Origin of the sequence: Actinophytocola xanthii (assembly GCF_001921205.1) — a bacterium.
GTDB lineage: Bacteria > Actinomycetota > Actinomycetes > Mycobacteriales > Pseudonocardiaceae > Actinophytocola > Actinophytocola xanthii.
On sequence record NZ_MSIE01000007.1, the window covers coordinates 1 to 16,257 of the forward strand.

General features: G+C 71.9%; 18 protein-coding genes. 8 read left to right on the forward strand and 10 right to left on the reverse strand.

The features are described from left to right. Positions 1 to 85: 85 nt before the first annotated feature. Positions 86 to 763 (reverse strand): permease prefix domain 1-containing protein, encoded by a 678-nt coding sequence (locus BU204_RS05465; RefSeq protein ID WP_075124448.1) that lies wholly within the window; start codon positions 761 to 763, stop codon positions 86 to 88. After that, positions 760 to 1,092, reverse strand: a complete 333-nt coding sequence (locus BU204_RS05470) for a PadR family transcriptional regulator (RefSeq protein ID WP_075124449.1) — start codon at positions 1,090 to 1,092, stop codon at positions 760 to 762. Before BU204_RS05470 ends, BU204_RS05465 begins: the two co-directional genes overlap by 4 nt. Positions 1,093 to 1,277: 185 nt before the next feature. Here BU204_RS05470 and BU204_RS05475 point away from each other — a divergent pair, with 185 nt between their 5' ends. The 3 genes from BU204_RS05475 to BU204_RS05485 are packed head-to-tail and all read left to right on the forward strand — an operon-like array spanning position 1,278 to position 3,628. Beyond that, positions 1,278 to 1,613, forward strand: coding sequence for a hypothetical protein (locus tag BU204_RS05475; protein WP_158073398.1), 336 nt, complete (start codon positions 1,278 to 1,280; stop codon positions 1,611 to 1,613). Further along, entirely contained in the window at positions 1,610 to 3,163 is a 1,554-nt protein-coding gene (locus tag BU204_RS05480) for a multicopper oxidase family protein (protein WP_075124601.1), read from the forward strand. The genes BU204_RS05475 and BU204_RS05480 overlap by 4 nt, the downstream gene beginning before the upstream one ends. A 36-nt stretch (positions 3,164 to 3,199) precedes the next feature. Next, the gene (locus BU204_RS05485; protein ID WP_075124451.1) at positions 3,200 to 3,628 is read left to right on the forward strand and encodes a nuclear transport factor 2 family protein; all 429 of its coding nucleotides are present in this window, start codon (positions 3,200 to 3,202) and stop codon (positions 3,626 to 3,628) included. A 27-nt stretch (positions 3,629 to 3,655) separates the two neighbouring features. Here BU204_RS05485 and BU204_RS05490 read toward each other — a convergent pair whose 3' ends face one another. From BU204_RS05490 to BU204_RS05500, 3 genes are all read right to left on the reverse strand, one after another. Continuing rightward, positions 3,656 to 4,558: a bile acid:sodium symporter family protein gene (locus tag BU204_RS05490; protein WP_075124452.1), complete on the reverse strand. Its 903-nt coding sequence runs from the start codon at positions 4,556 to 4,558 to the stop codon at positions 3,656 to 3,658. Between the two features lie 93 nt (positions 4,559 to 4,651). Further along, complete coding sequence (locus BU204_RS05495) at positions 4,652 to 5,146, reverse strand: NUDIX domain-containing protein (protein WP_083661013.1); 495 nt, start codon at positions 5,144 to 5,146, stop codon at positions 4,652 to 4,654. A gap of 65 nt (positions 5,147 to 5,211) precedes the next feature. Then, a complete protein-coding gene (locus BU204_RS05500) occupies positions 5,212 to 5,886 on the reverse strand; it encodes an NUDIX hydrolase (protein ID WP_332888569.1) in 675 nt (224 codons plus the stop codon). Positions 5,887 to 6,017: 131 nt separating this feature from the next. Between BU204_RS05500 and BU204_RS05505 the strand changes: the two genes are divergently transcribed. Both BU204_RS05505 and BU204_RS05510 read left to right on the forward strand, forming a co-directional pair. Next, a complete protein-coding gene (locus tag BU204_RS05505) occupies positions 6,018 to 7,775 on the forward strand; it encodes a hypothetical protein (RefSeq protein WP_083661014.1) in 1,758 nt (585 codons plus the stop codon). Next, complete coding sequence (locus BU204_RS05510) at positions 7,772 to 8,680, forward strand: 5'-methylthioadenosine/S-adenosylhomocysteine nucleosidase family protein (protein ID WP_075124454.1); 909 nt, start codon at positions 7,772 to 7,774, stop codon at positions 8,678 to 8,680. The genes BU204_RS05505 and BU204_RS05510 overlap by 4 nt, the downstream gene beginning before the upstream one ends. 1 nt (position 8,681) lies before the next feature. On the opposite strand, the gene BU204_RS05515 is transcribed toward BU204_RS05510, so the two are convergent. Then, positions 8,682 to 9,083 (reverse strand): DUF6010 family protein, encoded by a 402-nt coding sequence (locus tag BU204_RS05515; RefSeq protein ID WP_075124455.1) that lies wholly within the window; start codon positions 9,081 to 9,083, stop codon positions 8,682 to 8,684. Positions 9,084 to 9,211: 128 nt separating this feature from the next. Here BU204_RS05515 and BU204_RS05520 point away from each other — a divergent pair, with 128 nt between their 5' ends. Both BU204_RS05520 and BU204_RS05525 read left to right on the forward strand, forming a co-directional pair. Continuing rightward, entirely contained in the window at positions 9,212 to 10,162 is a 951-nt protein-coding gene (locus BU204_RS05520) for a GlxA family transcriptional regulator (RefSeq protein ID WP_075124456.1), read from the forward strand. A gap of 4 nt (positions 10,163 to 10,166) precedes the next feature. Next, a complete protein-coding gene (locus BU204_RS05525) occupies positions 10,167 to 11,162 on the forward strand; it encodes a glycosyltransferase (protein ID WP_075124457.1) in 996 nt (331 codons plus the stop codon). Here BU204_RS05525 and BU204_RS05530 read toward each other — a convergent pair. Genes BU204_RS05530 through BU204_RS05540 form a run of 3 tightly spaced genes read right to left on the reverse strand, consistent with a single transcriptional unit; the run spans position 11,159 to position 13,653 of the window. Next, positions 11,159 to 11,719, reverse strand: a complete 561-nt coding sequence (locus tag BU204_RS05530; protein ID WP_075124604.1) for a GNAT family N-acetyltransferase — start codon at positions 11,717 to 11,719, stop codon at positions 11,159 to 11,161. The genes BU204_RS05525 and BU204_RS05530 overlap by 4 nt on opposite strands. A gap of 60 nt (positions 11,720 to 11,779) precedes the next feature. Next, positions 11,780 to 12,457 carry a response regulator gene (locus BU204_RS05535; protein ID WP_075124458.1) on the reverse strand — a complete coding sequence of 226 codons (678 nt, stop codon included), beginning with the start codon at positions 12,455 to 12,457 and terminating at the stop codon, positions 11,780 to 11,782. After that, positions 12,454 to 13,653 (reverse strand): sensor histidine kinase, encoded by a 1,200-nt coding sequence (locus BU204_RS05540; RefSeq protein WP_075124459.1) that lies wholly within the window; start codon positions 13,651 to 13,653, stop codon positions 12,454 to 12,456. The genes BU204_RS05535 and BU204_RS05540 overlap by 4 nt, the downstream gene beginning before the upstream one ends. Before the next feature lie 108 nt (positions 13,654 to 13,761). Here BU204_RS05540 and BU204_RS05545 point away from each other — a divergent pair, with 108 nt between their 5' ends. Continuing rightward, on the forward strand, positions 13,762 to 15,777 hold the full coding sequence (locus tag BU204_RS05545; protein WP_198942777.1) for a multicopper oxidase family protein: 2,016 nt from the start codon (positions 13,762 to 13,764) through the stop codon (positions 15,775 to 15,777). A 3-nt stretch (positions 15,778 to 15,780) separates the two neighbouring features. On the opposite strand, the gene BU204_RS05550 is transcribed toward BU204_RS05545, so the two are convergent. Continuing rightward, on the reverse strand, positions 15,781 to 16,230 hold the full coding sequence (locus BU204_RS05550; RefSeq protein WP_075124460.1) for a DUF1772 domain-containing protein: 450 nt from the start codon (positions 16,228 to 16,230) through the stop codon (positions 15,781 to 15,783). Positions 16,231 to 16,257: the final 27 nt, after the last annotated feature.

Consider the following 16,257-nt stretch of genomic DNA (forward strand, 5'->3'; position numbering starts at 1 on the left):
CCACAACCCCTGGCTGCGCTGAACACGACCGCACGCCGCGACCGCCGGTCACCGCAACGGTGACCGGCGGTCGCGGCGTGGGGGGTCATCCCAGCGGTGCGGCCGTCCTCGCGACGCGCAGGGTGCGGACCGACTGCCAGACGAGCAGCACCAGCACCGCGGCGCTGCCGGCGAACGCCGCGCACGCGGTCGGGTTCGTGGCAAGCAGGGTGAGCGTGGACTGCCCGCCGGCCACGTTCATCGCGACCGCGTTGCCACCGCAGACCAGCGCACCCACCGTGCCGGTGACCCCGACGACGCTGGCCAGCGGGCGCGGCGGCACCGTGCGCCGCAAGGTCACCACGAGCAGGGCGAGCGCGACCAGCGCCACCACGGCGGTCAGCACGTCCTGCAGCGCGGCGAGCGAGGCGACCAGGTCCTGCGCCGGGGCCGGCTCCCTGCTCACCGCCCCGCTCGACCAGAGCAGATCCCAGCCGAGCAGCATCGCCGGGAACACCACGGCGAGCAGCGCGGCCGACCATCGTCCGCGTGCGGCGACGAGCTCGTCCTGGAACAACGGGGCGATCTCGCTCACCGGCCCGAAGTCCCGAACCGCGCGCTCGGCGGCCTGCTCCGGCGACAGCCCGCCGGCCCGGTAGGCCGCCGCGGCGTCCCGCAGGCCCGTCCGCGCCTCGGCGACCATGCACCAGCGGGCACGGCGGGGACCACGCAGCGCTCGCTCGAGCGCGGCGACATAGCTGTCGATCGGGTCCGCCGTGCTCATGTGGCACCGCCCGCCGGACGCAGCACCGCGTCGACGACCGAGCTGAACTCGCTCCACTCCGCGCGCTGCCGGGCCAGCGCGTGCCTGCCGGCGCGGGTGAGCGCGTAGGTGCGCCGCTCGCGGCCGCCGACGCTGCTCCACGTCCCGGACAGCAGCGCGGCGCTCTCCAACCGGCGCAGCGCGGGGTAGACCGTGCCCGTGGGCAGGTCCAGCGCACCGCCACTGCGCGCCTGCAACGCCTCGATGATCGCGTAGCCGTGACGCGGGCCGTCCTCGAGCACGGCGAGGATCAGCGCGTCGAGGTGGCCACGGACTGCTGCTGGTCGCACAGGTAGGCACTCTACTCACCGTCCTGGTCGGAACACGACACGTGGATCAGGGGAATCCCTGATGTATAGGTAGTCTGTCTACTTATAGTGTCCGGTGCGTGAAAACACTCGTTCGACCTGTGCGAGCCCGACGCGGGCCCGGGCTCTCACTGTGGTCCCTACGCATCACCGTCACGGTGTACCTCGTGATGGTGTTGGCCCAGCCCGTTCTCGCGGGGCTGTTCCTCACCGGGAACGTCGACGCGATCGCCGTGCACGGGGTGGTCGGTTCGACGCTTTCCGCGCTCGGTCTGGTGCTGGTCGCGGCGACCGCGGTCTACCTGGTGCGCCGGGGCCGGCTCTGGGTGCTGCCCGCCGTCGTGCTGCTGTTCCTCGCCGCCGGCCTGCAGACCGGCCTGGGGTACTCGCGCGTGCTGCAGGTACACATCCCGCTCGGGGTCGCCGTGACCACGGCGACGGTGGTTCTCGCGGTGTGGGTCTGGTCCCCCTCCGCCGCCCGTCCGCGCGGGGGTGCCCGGTGAGCCGCCTCTCCCGCCGTTCGTTCCTGGGGCTCGCCGGCGGCGCCGCGGCGGGCGCCGCACTGGCCGGATGTGGCGTGGACACCGTCGGCCAGACCGGGGAACGGCTGGCGAGCGGGCTGCCGTTGCCGAGACCGTTCCGGGTGCCGCTGCCGATCCCGCCGGTGGCGCGGCCGGTGGGGACCGACCGGAGCGGCGCCGAGCTGTACCGGATCACCCAGCGCCGCGCGCACGTCGAAATCCTCCCGGGCACGCGGACGCCGGTCCTCGGCTACGACGGGATCTTCCCGGGACCGACGATCGAGTCCCGCCGCGGCAGGCCGCTCGTCGTGCGGCACCGCAACGAGCTGGACGTGCCGACCGTCGTGCACCTGCACGGGGGGCACACCCCGCACGAGCACGACGGTTGGCCGCTGGACCTCGTCCTGCCGGCCGGGGACGACCGGGACTGGACGCCGCACCACGGGATGCGCGGCGAGGTCGCCAGGGGCGAGCGGGACTACCGGTACCCGATGGAGCAGCGCGCCGCGACGCTCTGGTACCACGACCACCGGATGGACTTCACCGGTCCCGCGGTGTACCGGGGCCTGGCCGGGTTCCACCTGGTCCGCGACGAGGTCGAGGACGAGCTGCCGCTGCCCCGGGAGGAGCGCGAGCTGCCGCTGATGATCTGCGACCGCGCCTTCGCCGAGGACGGCTCGTTCGCCTACCCCGCCTTCGACGAGGCCATGCGCTCGCTGCCGGGGGTGCGGGAGGAGTGGATGGAGGGCGTGCTCGGGGACGTCGTGCTGGTCAACGGCGCCCCGTGGCCGGTGCACGAGATCGACGCGGCCCGCTACCGGCTTCGCCTGCTCAACGCGTCCAACGCGCGCCGCTACCGGCTCGCGCTGAGCGTGCCGGGCGGCCCCGACCTGCCGCTGACGCAGATCGGGTCGGACGGCGGCCTGCTCGCCGCGCCCGTGTCGCACGACGCCGTCGAGCTGGCGCCGGCGGAACGGTTCGACGTGGTCGTGGACTTCTCGGTGCTGCCGGTCGGAACCGAAGTGACGATGGTCAACGGGCTGGGCGCCGGCGGCACCGACAGGGTCATGCGCTTCCGCGTGGTCCGCCGGGCCCCCGACGACAGCCGGGTACCCGACCGCCTCGCCGAGGTCGAGCGGCTGGTCGTGCCGCCCGGGGCGCGGCGCCGCACGTTCAGGTTCAGCCGCGGCGCGGTCGACGACCACACCGGCTGGACGATCAACGGGAGGTCCTTCCACCCCGACGACAGCCACGCCGACAGCCGGCTCGGCGAGGTGGAGGTCTGGCGGTTGGTGACCGACGTGCACCACCCGGTGCACGTCCACCTCGACCCCTTCCAGGTCCTGGCCCGCGACGGCGGCGACCCCGGCCCGGCCGACGCCGGATGGAAGGACACCGTGGACATCCGCCCCGCGGAGGTCGTCGACATCGCGGTCCGCTTCACCGACTACACCGGACGGTTCGTCATGCACTGTCACAACCTCGAGCACGAGGACATGGCGATGATGGCGACGGTCCGGACCACTCACTGACAGCCGTTGTCAGGGAAACCCCCTACCGTCGCCCGCATGGGACCCACCACCACCCCGCCCGACACCCGCGGCACCGTCGCGGCCTTCCTCACCCGCCTGGCCGAGGGCGACCCGGACCAGATCGCGGCGGTGTTCGCGGACGAGGTCGACTGGCAGCTGGCCTGGCCGGCCGAGGGTCATCCGGCTGTTCCCTGGATCCGCCCCCGCTCGACCCGCGCGGACGTGGCCGACCACTTCCGCGAGCTGAACGCCTTCCACGTGGCCGAGAAGGCGGCGGCGGAGGTGACCCGCATCCTGGTCGACGGGACGGACGCGGTCGTCCTCGGCCACCTCCGGCAGACCGTACGGGCCGACGGCCGGTCCTACAGCTCCCCGTTCGCACTGCACGTCACGGTGGAGGACGGGCTGGTCACCCGGTACCACATCTACGAGGACAGCCTCGGCATCGCCACCGCGTTGGCCTGAGCCGGACCGCAGGTCGCGTGTGGACGGTCAGCCGACCGGCTGGCCCTGCCGGGGCGCCGCGGCCGGGGTCCTGGTCGCGGCGGCGCCCTTTCGTGCGAAGTAGACAGCGCAGACCGTGGCCGGGAGGAACATGACCGTCCCGTACACGGCACCGGGGATGGCCATCTCCGTGCTGCCGAACACCGACGCGGCGACCGTCATGGCCAGCACGGCGTTGTGGATGCCGATCTCCATGGCCGAGGCGATCGACTGCGGCCCGCTCACCCCGGCCAGCCGCGGCGCCCAGTAGCCGATGGCGAAGCTGAGCACCGACAGCGCCAGCGCGACCCCGCCGACCGTGGTCATGTTGCTGAAGATGGTCTCGCGGTTCTGGACGATGGTCGCGACGATCATCAGCCCCAGGACGGCCGCGGAGAGCTTCCTGACCGGTCCGCGCATCCGCTCGGTGAAGCGGGGGAACAGCCGGTGCAGCCACATCCCCAGCGCCACCGGAACCAGGACCACGGCGAAGACCTGGACCAGCTTCGCCGGCTGCATCCCGATGTCGGCCCCGTCGCCGAGGAAGTGAGCCGCCGACAGGCCGACGACCAGCGGCAGCGTGACGACCGCGATCACGGAGTTGAGCGCGGTCAACGTGATGTTCAGCGCCACATCCCCACGGGCGAGGTGGCTGAACAGGTTGGCCGTCGTGCCGCCCGGCGAGGCGGCGAGGATCATCATGCCCACGGCCAGGACCGGCGGCAGGCCCACGAGCTTCACCAACCCGAAGCAGACCGCCGGAAGCACCACCACCTGGCAGCCCAACGCGATGACCGCCGCCCTGGGCGCGGTCGCGATCCGCGTGAAGTCCGCGAGCCGCAACGTCAACCCGAGCCCGAGCATGACCACCGCCAGCGTCGCCGGCAGCAGCACCGTGAGAAGCGTTCCCATGTTCCTCAACCCTCCTTGGCCACCGAGGTGGCGGACTGCCCACAGTGTCGAGAAGTCCGGGAGGCGGTGCTTCCTCGAGAGTGCGCAGCTGGCTCACGGTTGCCGTGGACCCGGCACAGACCTCGGGTAGTGCCAGTCGAACCGGGCGAGCACAGCGGCGGCCACGATGTCCTGGTGGTCGAAGGCAACGACCGCGGCCGAAGACAGGAACTCGCCGAGCGGGACCCAGCGGGCCGCTTGTGCGTCATCGTCGGCCACCACGTCGGGCGCTCCCGGGACGTAACCGTGGAAGGCCTCGCTGATCACGTGTCCACGGGGGTCCCGTCCCGGGCGGTCATAGGACCCGAACTGACACAGGCGCGTCGCCTCGATGGCCAGTCCTGTCTCCTCGGCCAACTCGCGCACCGCCGCCGAAACCGGCACCTCCCCCGGCTCGACGAAGCCCCCGGGAAGGGCCAACGCGGCGCGGAACGGCTCCTTACCCCGTTCCACCGCCAGGACCGAGAGCACATCGCCGCGCTTCGTGAACAACACCACGTCTGCCGCTACGGCAGCACACAAGGACGATGACCGAAAGTTATCACTCATGACCCTAAGTTATAATAAGGTCAGAGTGACTTCAATGGGATTCCCCGATTTCCACAGAACACTGGTCACGTTCCGGCACTCGGCAGGGAGTTCTCCTGCGCCCGAAGGAAAGGCGGCATCAGCAGTGGCGCCGAGCCCCTAGAGTACAATGCGGCCGGCCGTCCCACGGTGGACGTACGAAATTTACCCGTCGGCTCAAGGAAGCCTTCCGCCCGAGTGAGCTTGCGACGGAAGTTGCTCGGATCAAGCGGAATCCCCCAGATCACCTCGTACACGCGCCTCAACTCGCCGATCGTGAACGGCTCGGAGCAGAAGACCGTCGCGATACTGGTGTACTCGAGTTTCGCACGCGCGCGCTCCAAGCCGTCTCGCAATATCACGCCGTGATCGAAGGCCAGGAACCCCTCCTCGAGAACATCTCGCACAGGCATCCAGGACGCCTCTTTCGCATCGGTGCCCGCGCTCGGAGTCGGCAGATCGGCACCGAGTGCCAGGTAGGCGGTGGTGACAACCCGGCCGCGCGGGTCCCGGCGCGGGTCGCTGTAGGTCCGCAACTGCTCCAGATGCAGCCGCGCTCCATCCAGCTGGGTCTCCTCCCACAGCTCCCGAACTGCCGCCTCTTCCAACGTCTCCGCCCCACGCAGATACCCCCCGGGAAGCGCCAGCTGGCCCCGAAAGGGCTCGTTGCCCCGTTCCACCAGCAGCACCTGCAGCTGCTCCGCCCGCACGGTGAAGATCACCAAGTCCACCGTGAGCGACACCACGGCTCGCCCGCGCCCCATGCACACCCCTAAAGGTCGTATTGACTTTAAGTCGCGGACCCAATTAAGGTCGACCTGACCCGAACCTATCAGGGCTCCTTGGGGGAGCGATGACCGCATCGTTGAACGTGCTGCCTGACGGCACCCAGCCCGAGCCGGACCAGCACGAGGAACTGTCCGCCACCCGGCATCTCTGTACTGGGGTGTACCTGGACCGATCCTTCCGCAACCTGGTGATCCGGAAGGTCCACAACGACCCTCGGCGGAGGGTGGCACCGTCCTACGGGTTCGATCTCGTACCAGTGGTCCGACATGCCTGGCGCGCCTGGGCGCTCGATCTGGCACTGCACGTCGCCATAGTCGCCACGCTGCTGGCCGGTCTACTGACACATCAGGTGGTCTCAGTGCTCACCCTGCTGTGCGTGTTCTCGGTCTATCTTCTGGTGCTTTCGGCCGGCCGTGACCTGCTCGATCTACTTCGCCTCCGCGTCACGGACGAGGCGGAGCGATGGCGGGAGCGGCCGGAGCGGCGGGGCCGGTTCAAGGACATGGAACGCAAGGACAGAGGCAAGTTGCGCCTCAAGGTGCAGGCCGTGGCCTGTGTCGCACTCGCCGTCGGGCCACCGGTCGTGGCGAGCCGCACCGGCGATTCGCTGGGAGCGACGTTCCCAGAGACGGTTCTCCTGGCGGGAGTGATCATGTCCTGTGCCGTGGTCGTCGGCGTGCTTCGCCAGCTCCAGCTCAACGCGAACCAAAGCGCCGGGTCCCTTCGCCCCCGAACCCTTACTCGCCGGGAGAAGACGATCGACGAACAGCAGGACCATCCGTGTGTCGTCTACCGCCGGCCGCCGACCGAAAGTGACGTCGACCCGCTGGATCTCCTGACCGAGCCGCAGAAGGCGCCGTCGCCTTTTGTGGGAGCCGGCGCCCTGGTCAACCGGTGGCTGCCACCGATGACGATCCAGCTACTCCGACGAGACCTGGGTGCGACCGCGGTGGGGTTGGCGCAGCGGGAGCACAGCACGCCGCCTTTCCAAGCTCACGAGCTGGTCAACCATCTGAAGGGCGCCCTCGAGCAGCTCACCCATGACGCCGGCAACGAGGGTCTCCCCGGGCTGCGGGTGCGCGATCGCCTCTACGTCGCGGACACGGACCTCTCCGCAAACCGCCAGCTGCTCGGCGACGACCTGGCGTTCACGATCCGGCGAATCATCGACAACCCGCTGGCCCTCGCCCACCACTTCCTCGAGACCAGTGTGCCCATCGCCGGCGGCGAGTTGGTCACCACCGTGTTCATTCGCGTTTCCCTCAAGGGGCGCTGCCTGAGCCTCGACGTCGGCACGTGCGCGCTGACGAGGACGAACGAACGGTTCCACGTGGTCGACCGTTATGCCGAACACGGAATGACCGCGATCGTCCGGTCCGCCTTTCGCGCCCTGGGCAACGTGCCCAAGGACGTTTTCCATTCCTGGCACCTCCTGGAGACGCCAGGTCTACTGGCGGGCGCCGTGTGGTCCAAGAAGGACAGGACACGGAGGCCGCGGCGCGGCGTGCCGGTCGGCCCGCGGGTGGTCGTGAGAGAAGCCGTCGCCGACGGCTGGCACAGGGCTGAGCTGGACCGCACAGCGATCTACGACCACATGAAGATCATCGAACAACGCATCATCAAGGCGGCGATGGACTTTCTCGCTCAGCACGACGTCGATACCTCTGCGTTCGAGCGACAGGCGACCAACATCATCAACAGCGGGACATTGAACATGGGCGGTGTCAACACGTTCCTTAACTCGGCGCTCGGCGCCTCGGCCAAGGCCATGGTTGGAGCAGCACAGGAGATCCAGGCGGCAGCGAGGGAGAAGGCGACATGAACGGCACGACGGACAACCGCGGGGTGATCAATCTCGGTGGCACCAACACCTTCACCAACTCCGCTCTGGGCGAACAGGCCACCGTCTACGTGGGACACGACGGCCGCGAGAGCTCCTCGGCTCTGCGGCCGGATGAGTGGGACTTCGGGATCGTCACGGTCCTGCCCGCGGAGACACGAGCCGTACTGGACGTCCTCCAGCTCACCGACGACGGCTCCACCGGGCAGCGCTTCTATACGGGGCAACTCGACGTGCCCGGCGGAACCACAAAACTGGTGGCCACCCAACCCACTGGGCAGGGCCAACGCCCTATCATGGCCGCGCTGACGAACCTGCGGGACCGGTACTCCCCCGCTGTCGTCGCCCTGGTCGGCATCGGCGGGGCTATCCACGGCGACGTGGCGATCGATGACGTCGTTCTCGCCACGCGGGTGGTGTTCTACGAGAGCCGCAAGCTCCTCCCGGGTCGTATCCTCCGGCGGGGGCAGGAACTGCAGGCGCCGAACGAGATCACTCACTCGGTGAACGCGTTCTTCATCGCTGCGGACGAGCCTGCGGTTCTGCCCGGTCGCGGTGTCGCTCAGTCCTTCCGCGTGCACCACGGTGTCATCGGCTCCGGCGAGGCCGTGATTGCCGACGCCGACGACGAAATCCGCCGCTACCTCAACGACTACAACGACAAGACACTGGCGGTCGAGATGGAGGCGGGCGGGCTGAGCCAGTTCTGCCACGACACCACGACACGGTCAGGAGGCCCTCTCGGCTGGCTGGTACTCCGCGGTATCGCCGACCGCGCCGATCCGGACAAGGATGACCGCCATCACGAGACGGCCGCCGTCCATGCCGCACAAGCCCTCCGCTACCTCATCCCCTACGTCCGCCCTCAGCTGGTAGCTGGTCGGTGAGCTAAAGCCGTGGGCGGCGGCTGCGCACGAACAGGTCGGTGACCGAGGGGCCGCCGGCGAGGCACCAGACGGCGATGACCGGGTCGCAGATGGCGCAGCCCAGGGAGGAGTGCTCGGCGAAGGGGATGATGGGGTTGCCCTTGAGGTGGTGGGCCACGTCCCACGCGGTGTGCAGCAGCCACGCCACACCGATGAAGCTCCAGGAGTCGAGGCCGCGGTAGGCGCAGTAGGTGACGACGGCGGTGAAGGCGAACTCCCACGGTCCGAAGCCGCCGCCGCTGAGGTAGGCCGCGCCCGCGCCGGCGACCATCACGGCGTTGACCTGGCGGCGGTGCGGCTCGCGGAGCAGCGAGGCGAGGACGACGTAGGCGAGGCCGATCAGCAGTGGCACGAGGATGGTCATGGCGCTCCGGTGTCGGGTGTGGACCGTGGGCGCCGCCGACGCTAGGAGCTTCCGGCCGGGACCGGGAGCGGCCGGCGGGACAGGAACCGGCGGGTTCTCGCCAACCCGGGCGCGCCTACGGTGGTCCCATGCACACCGTGGCCGTCCTCGCCCTGGACGGGGTCATCCCGTTCGACCTGTCCACGCCGATCGAGGTGTTCACCCGCGTCCGGCTGACCGACGGCGCCCCCGCCTACCGCGTCCGGATCTGCGCCGCCACGCCGACCGTGGACACCGGGGCCTTCACCCTGCGGGCGCCGTGGGGGCTGGACGCCCTGGCCGACGCGGCCACGATCGTCCTGCCCGGCTGTGCCGACCCCACCGCCCCGGTGCCGGAGCCGGTGCTCGAGGCCCTGCGTCGCGCGGCGGCCGGCGGCGCCCGGATCGCCTCCCTCTGCACCGGCGCGTTCGTCCTCGCCGCCACCGGGCTGCTGGACGGCCTGCGCGCGACGACCCACTGGCGCGGCGCCGCGGCCCTCGCCCGCCGCCACCCCGCCGTCCAGGTCGACCCCGACGTGCTGTACGTGGACAACGGACAGCTGCTCACCTCGGCCGGCGCGGCCGCGGGGCTGGACCTGTGCCTGCACCTGATCCGCCGCGACCACGGTTCCGCGGTGGCCGCCGACGCCGCCCGGCTCTCGGTCATGCCGCTGGAGCGCGAGGGCGGCCAGGCGCAGTTCGTGGTGGACGACAACCCGCCCACGCCGCGGGGATCGGTCCTGGAGCCCGTACTGCGCTGGGTGAGCGACAACTGCGGCCGCGACCTGAGCCTGCACGACATCGCCGCCCACGCGGGCATGAGCACGCGCACGCTCAACCGGCACTTCCGCGAGCAGACCGGGACCACCCCGCTGCGCTGGCTCAACCGGGCCCGGGTCCGCCGCGCCCAACACCTGCTCGAGGCCACCGGCCACACCGTCGACCGCATCGCCGGCGAGGTCGGGTTCGGCTCGCCCACGGCGTTCCGCGAGCACTTCCGGCGGGTCGTCGGCACCAACCCGAACAGCTACCGGGCCGCGTTCCGCCGAGCCGTATGTTGATCTCATGCGCGTCCTGTTCGCCAGCCCCGGCTCGGTCGGCCACACCTACCCGCTGATCCCGCTCGCGGTCGCCGCCCGGGAGGCAGGGCACGAGGTGCACTTCGCGGCGGGCGAGGCCGTGCATCCGGCCCTGGCCGCGAACGCGTTGGCGCCCTTCCGCCCCGCCGACGCGTTCTACGAGATCTACGCCGAGGACCTCGAACCCGAGCTCGCCCGGCTGCGGCCCGACCTCGTCGTGCACGGGTGGGGCCTGCCCGGGGCCGCGGTGGCGGCCCAGCGGGCGGGGGTACCCCACCTCTGGCACGGTTTCGGCCGGATGTTCCCCGAGGGGATCGGCCTCGAGCGCCCCGCGGAGACACCCCGCCGCCCGCACGTCGACATCTGCCCGCCATCCCTGCAGGACGAGCGCTTCCTGACCGGCGCGGAACGGGTCGAGCTGCGCCCGGTGCCCTACTCCGAACCGGGACCGGCGGTGCCGACCGCCGACCACCCGCTCGTCTACCTGACGCTGGGAACGGCCTTCGGCACCGCCGAGCTGTTACGCACCGCCGCCGAGGCCGTGGCGGCGCTCGGCGCCAGGGTGGTCGTCACCACCGGTCGCGTGGACCCGGCCGAGCTCGGCGAGCTGCCCGGGACCGTCACCGTGCACCGGTGGGTGGCGCAGGCCGAGCTGGTCCCGCACGTCGACCTCGTCGTGCACCACGGCGGCAGCGGCACCACCCTCGGCGCTCTCGCCGCCGGCGTGCCGCAGCTGCTCCTGCCCCAGGGCGCCGACCAGTTCGCCAACACCGAGGCGCTCACCGCCGCCGGCGTCGGGCTGCACCTGCCGCCCGAGGACCAGACCGCGGACGCCATCGCCGAACGCACCGGTGCGCTGCTCGGCCGCGCCGGCCGGCCCCACCGCGACGCCGCCCGCTCGGTGGCGGCGGAGATCGCCGGGATGCCCTCCCCCGCCGAGGTCGCCCGCGCCCTGCCCGACCTGGCCGCCGACCAGCGCTAGGACGCGTCCTGGGCGGCTCGCCACTCCGGCGCCAGGACCGACCAGACCTCGACGTCGTACCGTCGCCCGCGGTGCGGGAAGTACTCGCGCAGCACCCCGTCCCTGGTCATGCCGAGGCGGCGGGCGACGGCGATGCTGGCCTCGTTCTCCGAGGAGACCAGCCACTCCACGCGGTGGATGCCCCGCTCCCGGATCGCCCAGTCGATGATCACCCGGGCCGCCCTGGTGGCCAGGCCTCGCCCCGCCGCCGCGGGCTCCAGCCAGCAACCCGCCTCGGCGTTGCCGTTCGGCACGTCCATCGTCCGGAACAGGACGCCGCCGACCAGGGTCCCGTCCACCCACGTACCCCAGATCCGCCCGGTGTCGGCCGCGGCCTTGTCCGCGTAGCCGCGGAGCAGCGCCCGGGCCGACTCGAGATCGGTGACGGCGTCGGCGAGCCCGATGAACCGGCCGACGAAATCCCGGCCCCGGTCCATGCTGGCGAGAAACTCCTCGGCCTGCCACGGCTCGAGGGAACGCAGCTCGGCGCCGTCCGCACCGAGGGAGATAGAGAACATGTCACCTTCCATGAGCTCGTCGGCCGCAGCGTACACAGCACAGGGACCGGGCCCGCCGGGTCAGGGTGGTGGCGGGTGGACGAGGCGGTGGCGGTAGGCCAGGGCGACGAGCTGGGCGCGGTCGCGGGCGCCGAGCTTGGTCATGGCGCGGCTCACGTGGGTCTTGGCCGTGGCCCGGCTGATGTGCAGGGCGGCGGAGATGTCGTCGTTGGTCATGCCGTGGGCGACGTGGGCGACGATCTCGCGTTCGCGGTCGGTGAGCTGGGCGAGGACGTCGGGGTTGGCTCGGGGCGGTTCGGCCCGGGCGGCGAGGCGAGCGGCGAGCCTGCGGGTCAGCCCCGGGGAGAGCAGGGCTTCGCCGCCGGCGATGATGCGGATGCCGTCGAGCAGCTGCCGGGGACTGGTGTTCTTGACCAGGAAGCCGCTGGCGCCGGCGTCGAGAGCGTCGATGACGTACTCGTCGTGGTCGAACGTGGTGAGGACGAGGACGTGCACGGCGGCCAGGTCGGGGTCGGCGGTGATCTGGCGCAGGGCGCTCAGGCCGTCCACGCCGGGCATCCGGATGTCCATGAGCACGACGTCGGGGCGGGTGTGGCGGGTGAGTTCGACGGCCTCGGCGCCGTCAGCGGCCTCGCCGACCACCGTCATGCCCGGTTCGGTGTCGATGAGCACGCGGAAGCCGCCGCGGACGAGGGCCTCGTCGTCGGCGATCAGAACGCGGACGGGGACGGCGGTCATGGTCGGTCCACGGGGTGGTCGGCGGTGGGCAGTTCACAGTGGACCTCGAACCCGCCCGTGGGCCGAGGGCCGGCCGTCAGCCGTCCGGACAGGGCGAGGACTCGTTGCCGCATGCCGGTGATGCCGTGCCCATCGCCGTGCCCATCGCCGTGCCCATCGCCGTGCGCATCGCCGTCCGCGGTGGCGACGCCGCGGCCGTTGTCCCGGACGTGGACGGCCAGCTGGGTGGGTTGGTAGTCCAGGTCGAGGTGGACGGTACTGGCGTCGGCGTGGCGGAGCACGTTGGTGAGGCTTTCCTGGATGATCCGGTACGCGGCGAGGTCGACCGCGGCGGGCAGCGGCCGCCGCGTGCCGCGCACGGTCAGCTCGATCTCGGGGCCGGCGGCCCTGGTGGCGTCGAGCAACGGGCCGAGCTGGGCGAGGCCGGTCGGTGGGGACGTGGGCGCGTCGGTCGGGTCGCCGGTGTGCAGCGCGACGAGGATCGACTTGATGTCGGCCAGGCCCTCGTCGCTGATCTTCTTGATGGCCGTCAGGGCTTCGACGGCCTGGCCGGGGCGTTGCTCGATGACGTGCAGGGCGACCCCGGCCTGGACGCTGATGGTGGCCATGGCGTGGCCGACGATGTCGTGGACCTCCCGGGCGATGCGCAGCCGCTGCTCGGCGGCCTGACGACGGACCTGCTCCTCGCGGGCCTCGGCCTCGCGAGCGAGCCGGCGGCCGACGGCCGCGGTGAGCTCGCGCCGGTAGTGCACGGCGATGCCGGCGAGGTAGGCGAGGAGGACGAGCTCCGGGTTGGGAGGCGGTGCGCCGACCACGGTCAGGTCGGTCGTCAGGGCGATCAGCACCATGGTCAGGGCGGTCACCGCGGCCGCGGCGAGACCCTGGCGCCAGCCCCGCCGCGCGGCGACGGTGTACAACCCGATCATCGGTACGAGCGTCACCAGCCGCCCGGGACAGCCGGCGAGCAGCCACGCGGCCGTGGCGGCGTTGAGGACGACCAGCGCCGCCAGCGGGTGGCGGCGCCGCGCCCCGAGCGCGCCGGCGAGCACGAGGCCCAGCCCCACCGTCACCAGGTCGACCGGGCGGGCGTTCGGCACCCCGGCCGGGCCCAGGCCGAGCCAGGCGGCGGTGAGCAACAGCACGGCCACCCCCGCACCCAGGGCGACGTCGGTGACCAGGGGCGGCGGTCTCCGCATCGACTCCCCTTCCGTTGCGCGTGTGTGGCCGATCCTGCCGGTAGCGGCCGGGTCCGGGCATCCGGCCGGGGACGTACGGCGCGGCGACGACGTCCGTACTACCCGGGGATGATCGTCGTCCCCGGGGTGGACCTCGGGAACGGGCCCGCTGTCCGACGCGGACGAGGCGGTGCGGCGGCGAGCATCGCCGACATGGACATCCTCGTGGGCGTGCTCAACGGTTCGGCGATCGTGCTGGTCGCGTTGTTCGGTGGCGCACTGTTCCGGTGGCGAGCGGCGCGCTGGCTGCGGTGGAGCGGGGCGGTCCTCGCGCTCGGTCAGCTCGGGGTCGCCGGCTACCTGTGGTCGTTGGACTGGCGCTTCGCCGCGGATGTCGTGCTGGTCGCCGTGCCGCCGCTGGCCGCGGCGGTGGTGCTCGCCCCGCCCGCGCGGGACCTGGCGCCCTGGCGGCGCGGGGCGGCCGGGTTCGGGGCGCTGCTGCACGGGTACGCGATCGTGAGCCCGCCGGCCCCGCCCTACCTGCCCGATGCGGGGCGCATGCTGGTGGGGCTGGCCGTGGGCGTGGGGCTGGCCTGGTTGTGGCAGCACAAGGCCTCCGGCAGGGCCGGCCGGGGCGTGCGCATCGCGCTGGGTGGCACGGCGGTCGCCGCACTGGTCGCCGCCGGGCTCGTCGCGTCGGCGGCGAGCCGGGTGCCCGCCGAGGCGAGCATGACCGACCACGGCGTCCTCGACTACGGCGGCGGGGACGCCGGCGGCGCTGAGCACGACGGTCACCACGCCGGGGTGGACATCAGCACGCTCACCGGGCCGGCGGACCGCACCCCCGACCGGCGCTTCGCTCTCGACGCGCGCGCCGCGCGGGTCACCCTGGCCTCCGGCGAGCGGGTCGACGCGTGGACGTTCAACGGCACCCTGCCGGGGCCGGAGCTGCGCGTGCGGCAGGGCGAGCTGGTCGAGGTGACGCTGACCAACGCCGACGTTCCCGCCGGGGTGACCGTCCACTGGCACGGGGTGAACGTCCCCAACGCCGAGGACGGGGTGGCCGGCCTCACCCAGGACGCGGTCCGGCCCGCCGGACGGCACGTGTACCGGTTCGTCGCCGAACAGACCGGGACCTTCTGGTATCACTCCCACCAGCAGTCCAACGACCAGGTGCGCCGCGGCCTGTTCGGCGCGCTCGTCGTCGAACCGCGCACCGCCGCGGCGGGCACCGACCTGGTCGTGCTCGCCCACGCCTGGTCCACCAGCCACGACGATCGAGACGGCTGGACCTCGGCCCTGTCGGTCGCGGCGGCGACCCCGTCCACCGGCACCGTGCGCCGCCAGGTGACACCTGGCACGCGGGTTCGGCTACGGCTGGTCAACGCCGACAACGAGCCGCGCGTCCACGCCCTGGCCGGCGCCCCGTTCCGGGTGACCGCGATCGACGGCAACGACGTGGCCGGACCAACCGACCTCACCGGGCGAGCGCTGCTCGTCGCCGGCGGCGGGCGGTACGACGTCGAGCTCACCATGCCCGCCGGGCCGGTCCAGCTCACCCTCACCCGGGACACGAACGGTCGGGGAAGCCCAGCGGTCCTGCTGTCCCCGGACGGCTTGGGCGAGCTCCGGCACGCCCCGCCGGGCGACGTCCTCGACCCGGCCGCCTACGGCTCCCCGACCGACCTCCCGTACGGAGCCGACAGCGCGTTCGACCGCACGTTCACCCTGCTGCTCGGCGAGACGATCGGCTTCTACAACGGCCGGCCGGGCCAGTGGACCACGATCAACGGCGGCGTCTACCCCGACACGCCCGTGTTGGCCGTCGCTCAGGGTGACCTGGTGAAGGTCACCATTCTCAACCGCGGCTTCGAGGACCACCCCATGCACCTGCACGGCCACCACATGCTCGTGCTCAGCCGCGACGGCCGCGCCGCCACCGGCAGTCCATGGTGGACGGACACACTCAACGTGGCGCCGGGCGAGCGCTACGAGGTCGCCTTCCGCGCCGACAACCCCGGCCTGTGGATGGACCACTGCCACAACCTCGAACACGCCGCCGAGGGGATGACCACCCACCTGATGTACCTCGGCTACCACACGCCCCATCGCGTCGGACCCGACACGGGAAACCAACCCGAGTAGCTGTCAGGCCACGGCGCCCACGATGCAGCCGAAGGCGGCCAGGCCGAGCAGTGTCCGACCGTAGTGGAACCGGCGCCACACCACCCGCAGCCGGTCGGCGCGCTCGGGCGCCTGTCCCTCCGGGAGCCGGCGGAACCGCGCGTTGATCGGCTCGGCCACGATGAGGGAGCTGACGATGATGACCCCGAGCAGCGCCACGGCGACCCAGGTGAGGGTGGCCGGGCGACCGCCCGAGTTCAGCGCGAACAACAGCGCCCCCACGGCGGTCAGCGCACCCAGGATCGGCAGCATCGGGTCGACACGGGCGAGCGAGCGCCGGAAGTCCACGGCGTACTGCTCCACCGGCATCCGGCGCCACAGGTTCGTGCGCTCGACCGCGACGACCAGGATGCCGCCGGCGAACAGCCCTCCGGAGGAGAGCATCAGCCACGCGGCGAGCTGGGTGAGCGTCATGGGCACTCCCTCGAGGTCTCCTGCCGG

Coding starts and splice junctions, on each gene's coding strand:
- BU204_RS05465 (WP_075124448.1), bottom strand. CDS start 763: ATGAGCACGGCGGACCCGATCGACAGCTATGTCGCCGCGCTCGAGCGA.
- BU204_RS05485 (WP_075124451.1), top strand. CDS start 3,200: ATGGGACCCACCACCACCCCGCCCGACACCCGCGGCACCGTCGCGGCC.
- BU204_RS05490 (WP_075124452.1), bottom strand. CDS start 4,558: ATGGGAACGCTTCTCACGGTGCTGCTGCCGGCGACGCTGGCGGTGGTC.
- BU204_RS05495 (WP_083661013.1), bottom strand. CDS start 5,146: ATGAGTGATAACTTTCGGTCATCGTCCTTGTGTGCTGCCGTAGCGGCA.
- BU204_RS05505 (WP_083661014.1), top strand. CDS start 6,018: ATGACCGCATCGTTGAACGTGCTGCCTGACGGCACCCAGCCCGAGCCG.
- BU204_RS05510 (WP_075124454.1), top strand. CDS start 7,772: ATGAACGGCACGACGGACAACCGCGGGGTGATCAATCTCGGTGGCACC.
- BU204_RS05515 (WP_075124455.1), bottom strand. CDS start 9,083: ATGACCATCCTCGTGCCACTGCTGATCGGCCTCGCCTACGTCGTCCTC.
- BU204_RS05520 (WP_075124456.1), top strand. CDS start 9,212: ATGCACACCGTGGCCGTCCTCGCCCTGGACGGGGTCATCCCGTTCGAC.
- BU204_RS05525 (WP_075124457.1), top strand. CDS start 10,167: ATGCGCGTCCTGTTCGCCAGCCCCGGCTCGGTCGGCCACACCTACCCG.
- BU204_RS05530 (WP_075124604.1), bottom strand. CDS start 11,719: ATGTTCTCTATCTCCCTCGGTGCGGACGGCGCCGAGCTGCGTTCCCTC.
- BU204_RS05535 (WP_075124458.1), bottom strand. CDS start 12,457: ATGACCGCCGTCCCCGTCCGCGTTCTGATCGCCGACGACGAGGCCCTC.
- BU204_RS05540 (WP_075124459.1), bottom strand. CDS start 13,653: ATGCGGAGACCGCCGCCCCTGGTCACCGACGTCGCCCTGGGTGCGGGG.
- BU204_RS05545 (WP_198942777.1), top strand. CDS start 13,762: ATGATCGTCGTCCCCGGGGTGGACCTCGGGAACGGGCCCGCTGTCCGA.
- BU204_RS05550 (WP_075124460.1), bottom strand. CDS start 16,230: ATGACGCTCACCCAGCTCGCCGCGTGGCTGATGCTCTCCTCCGGAGGG.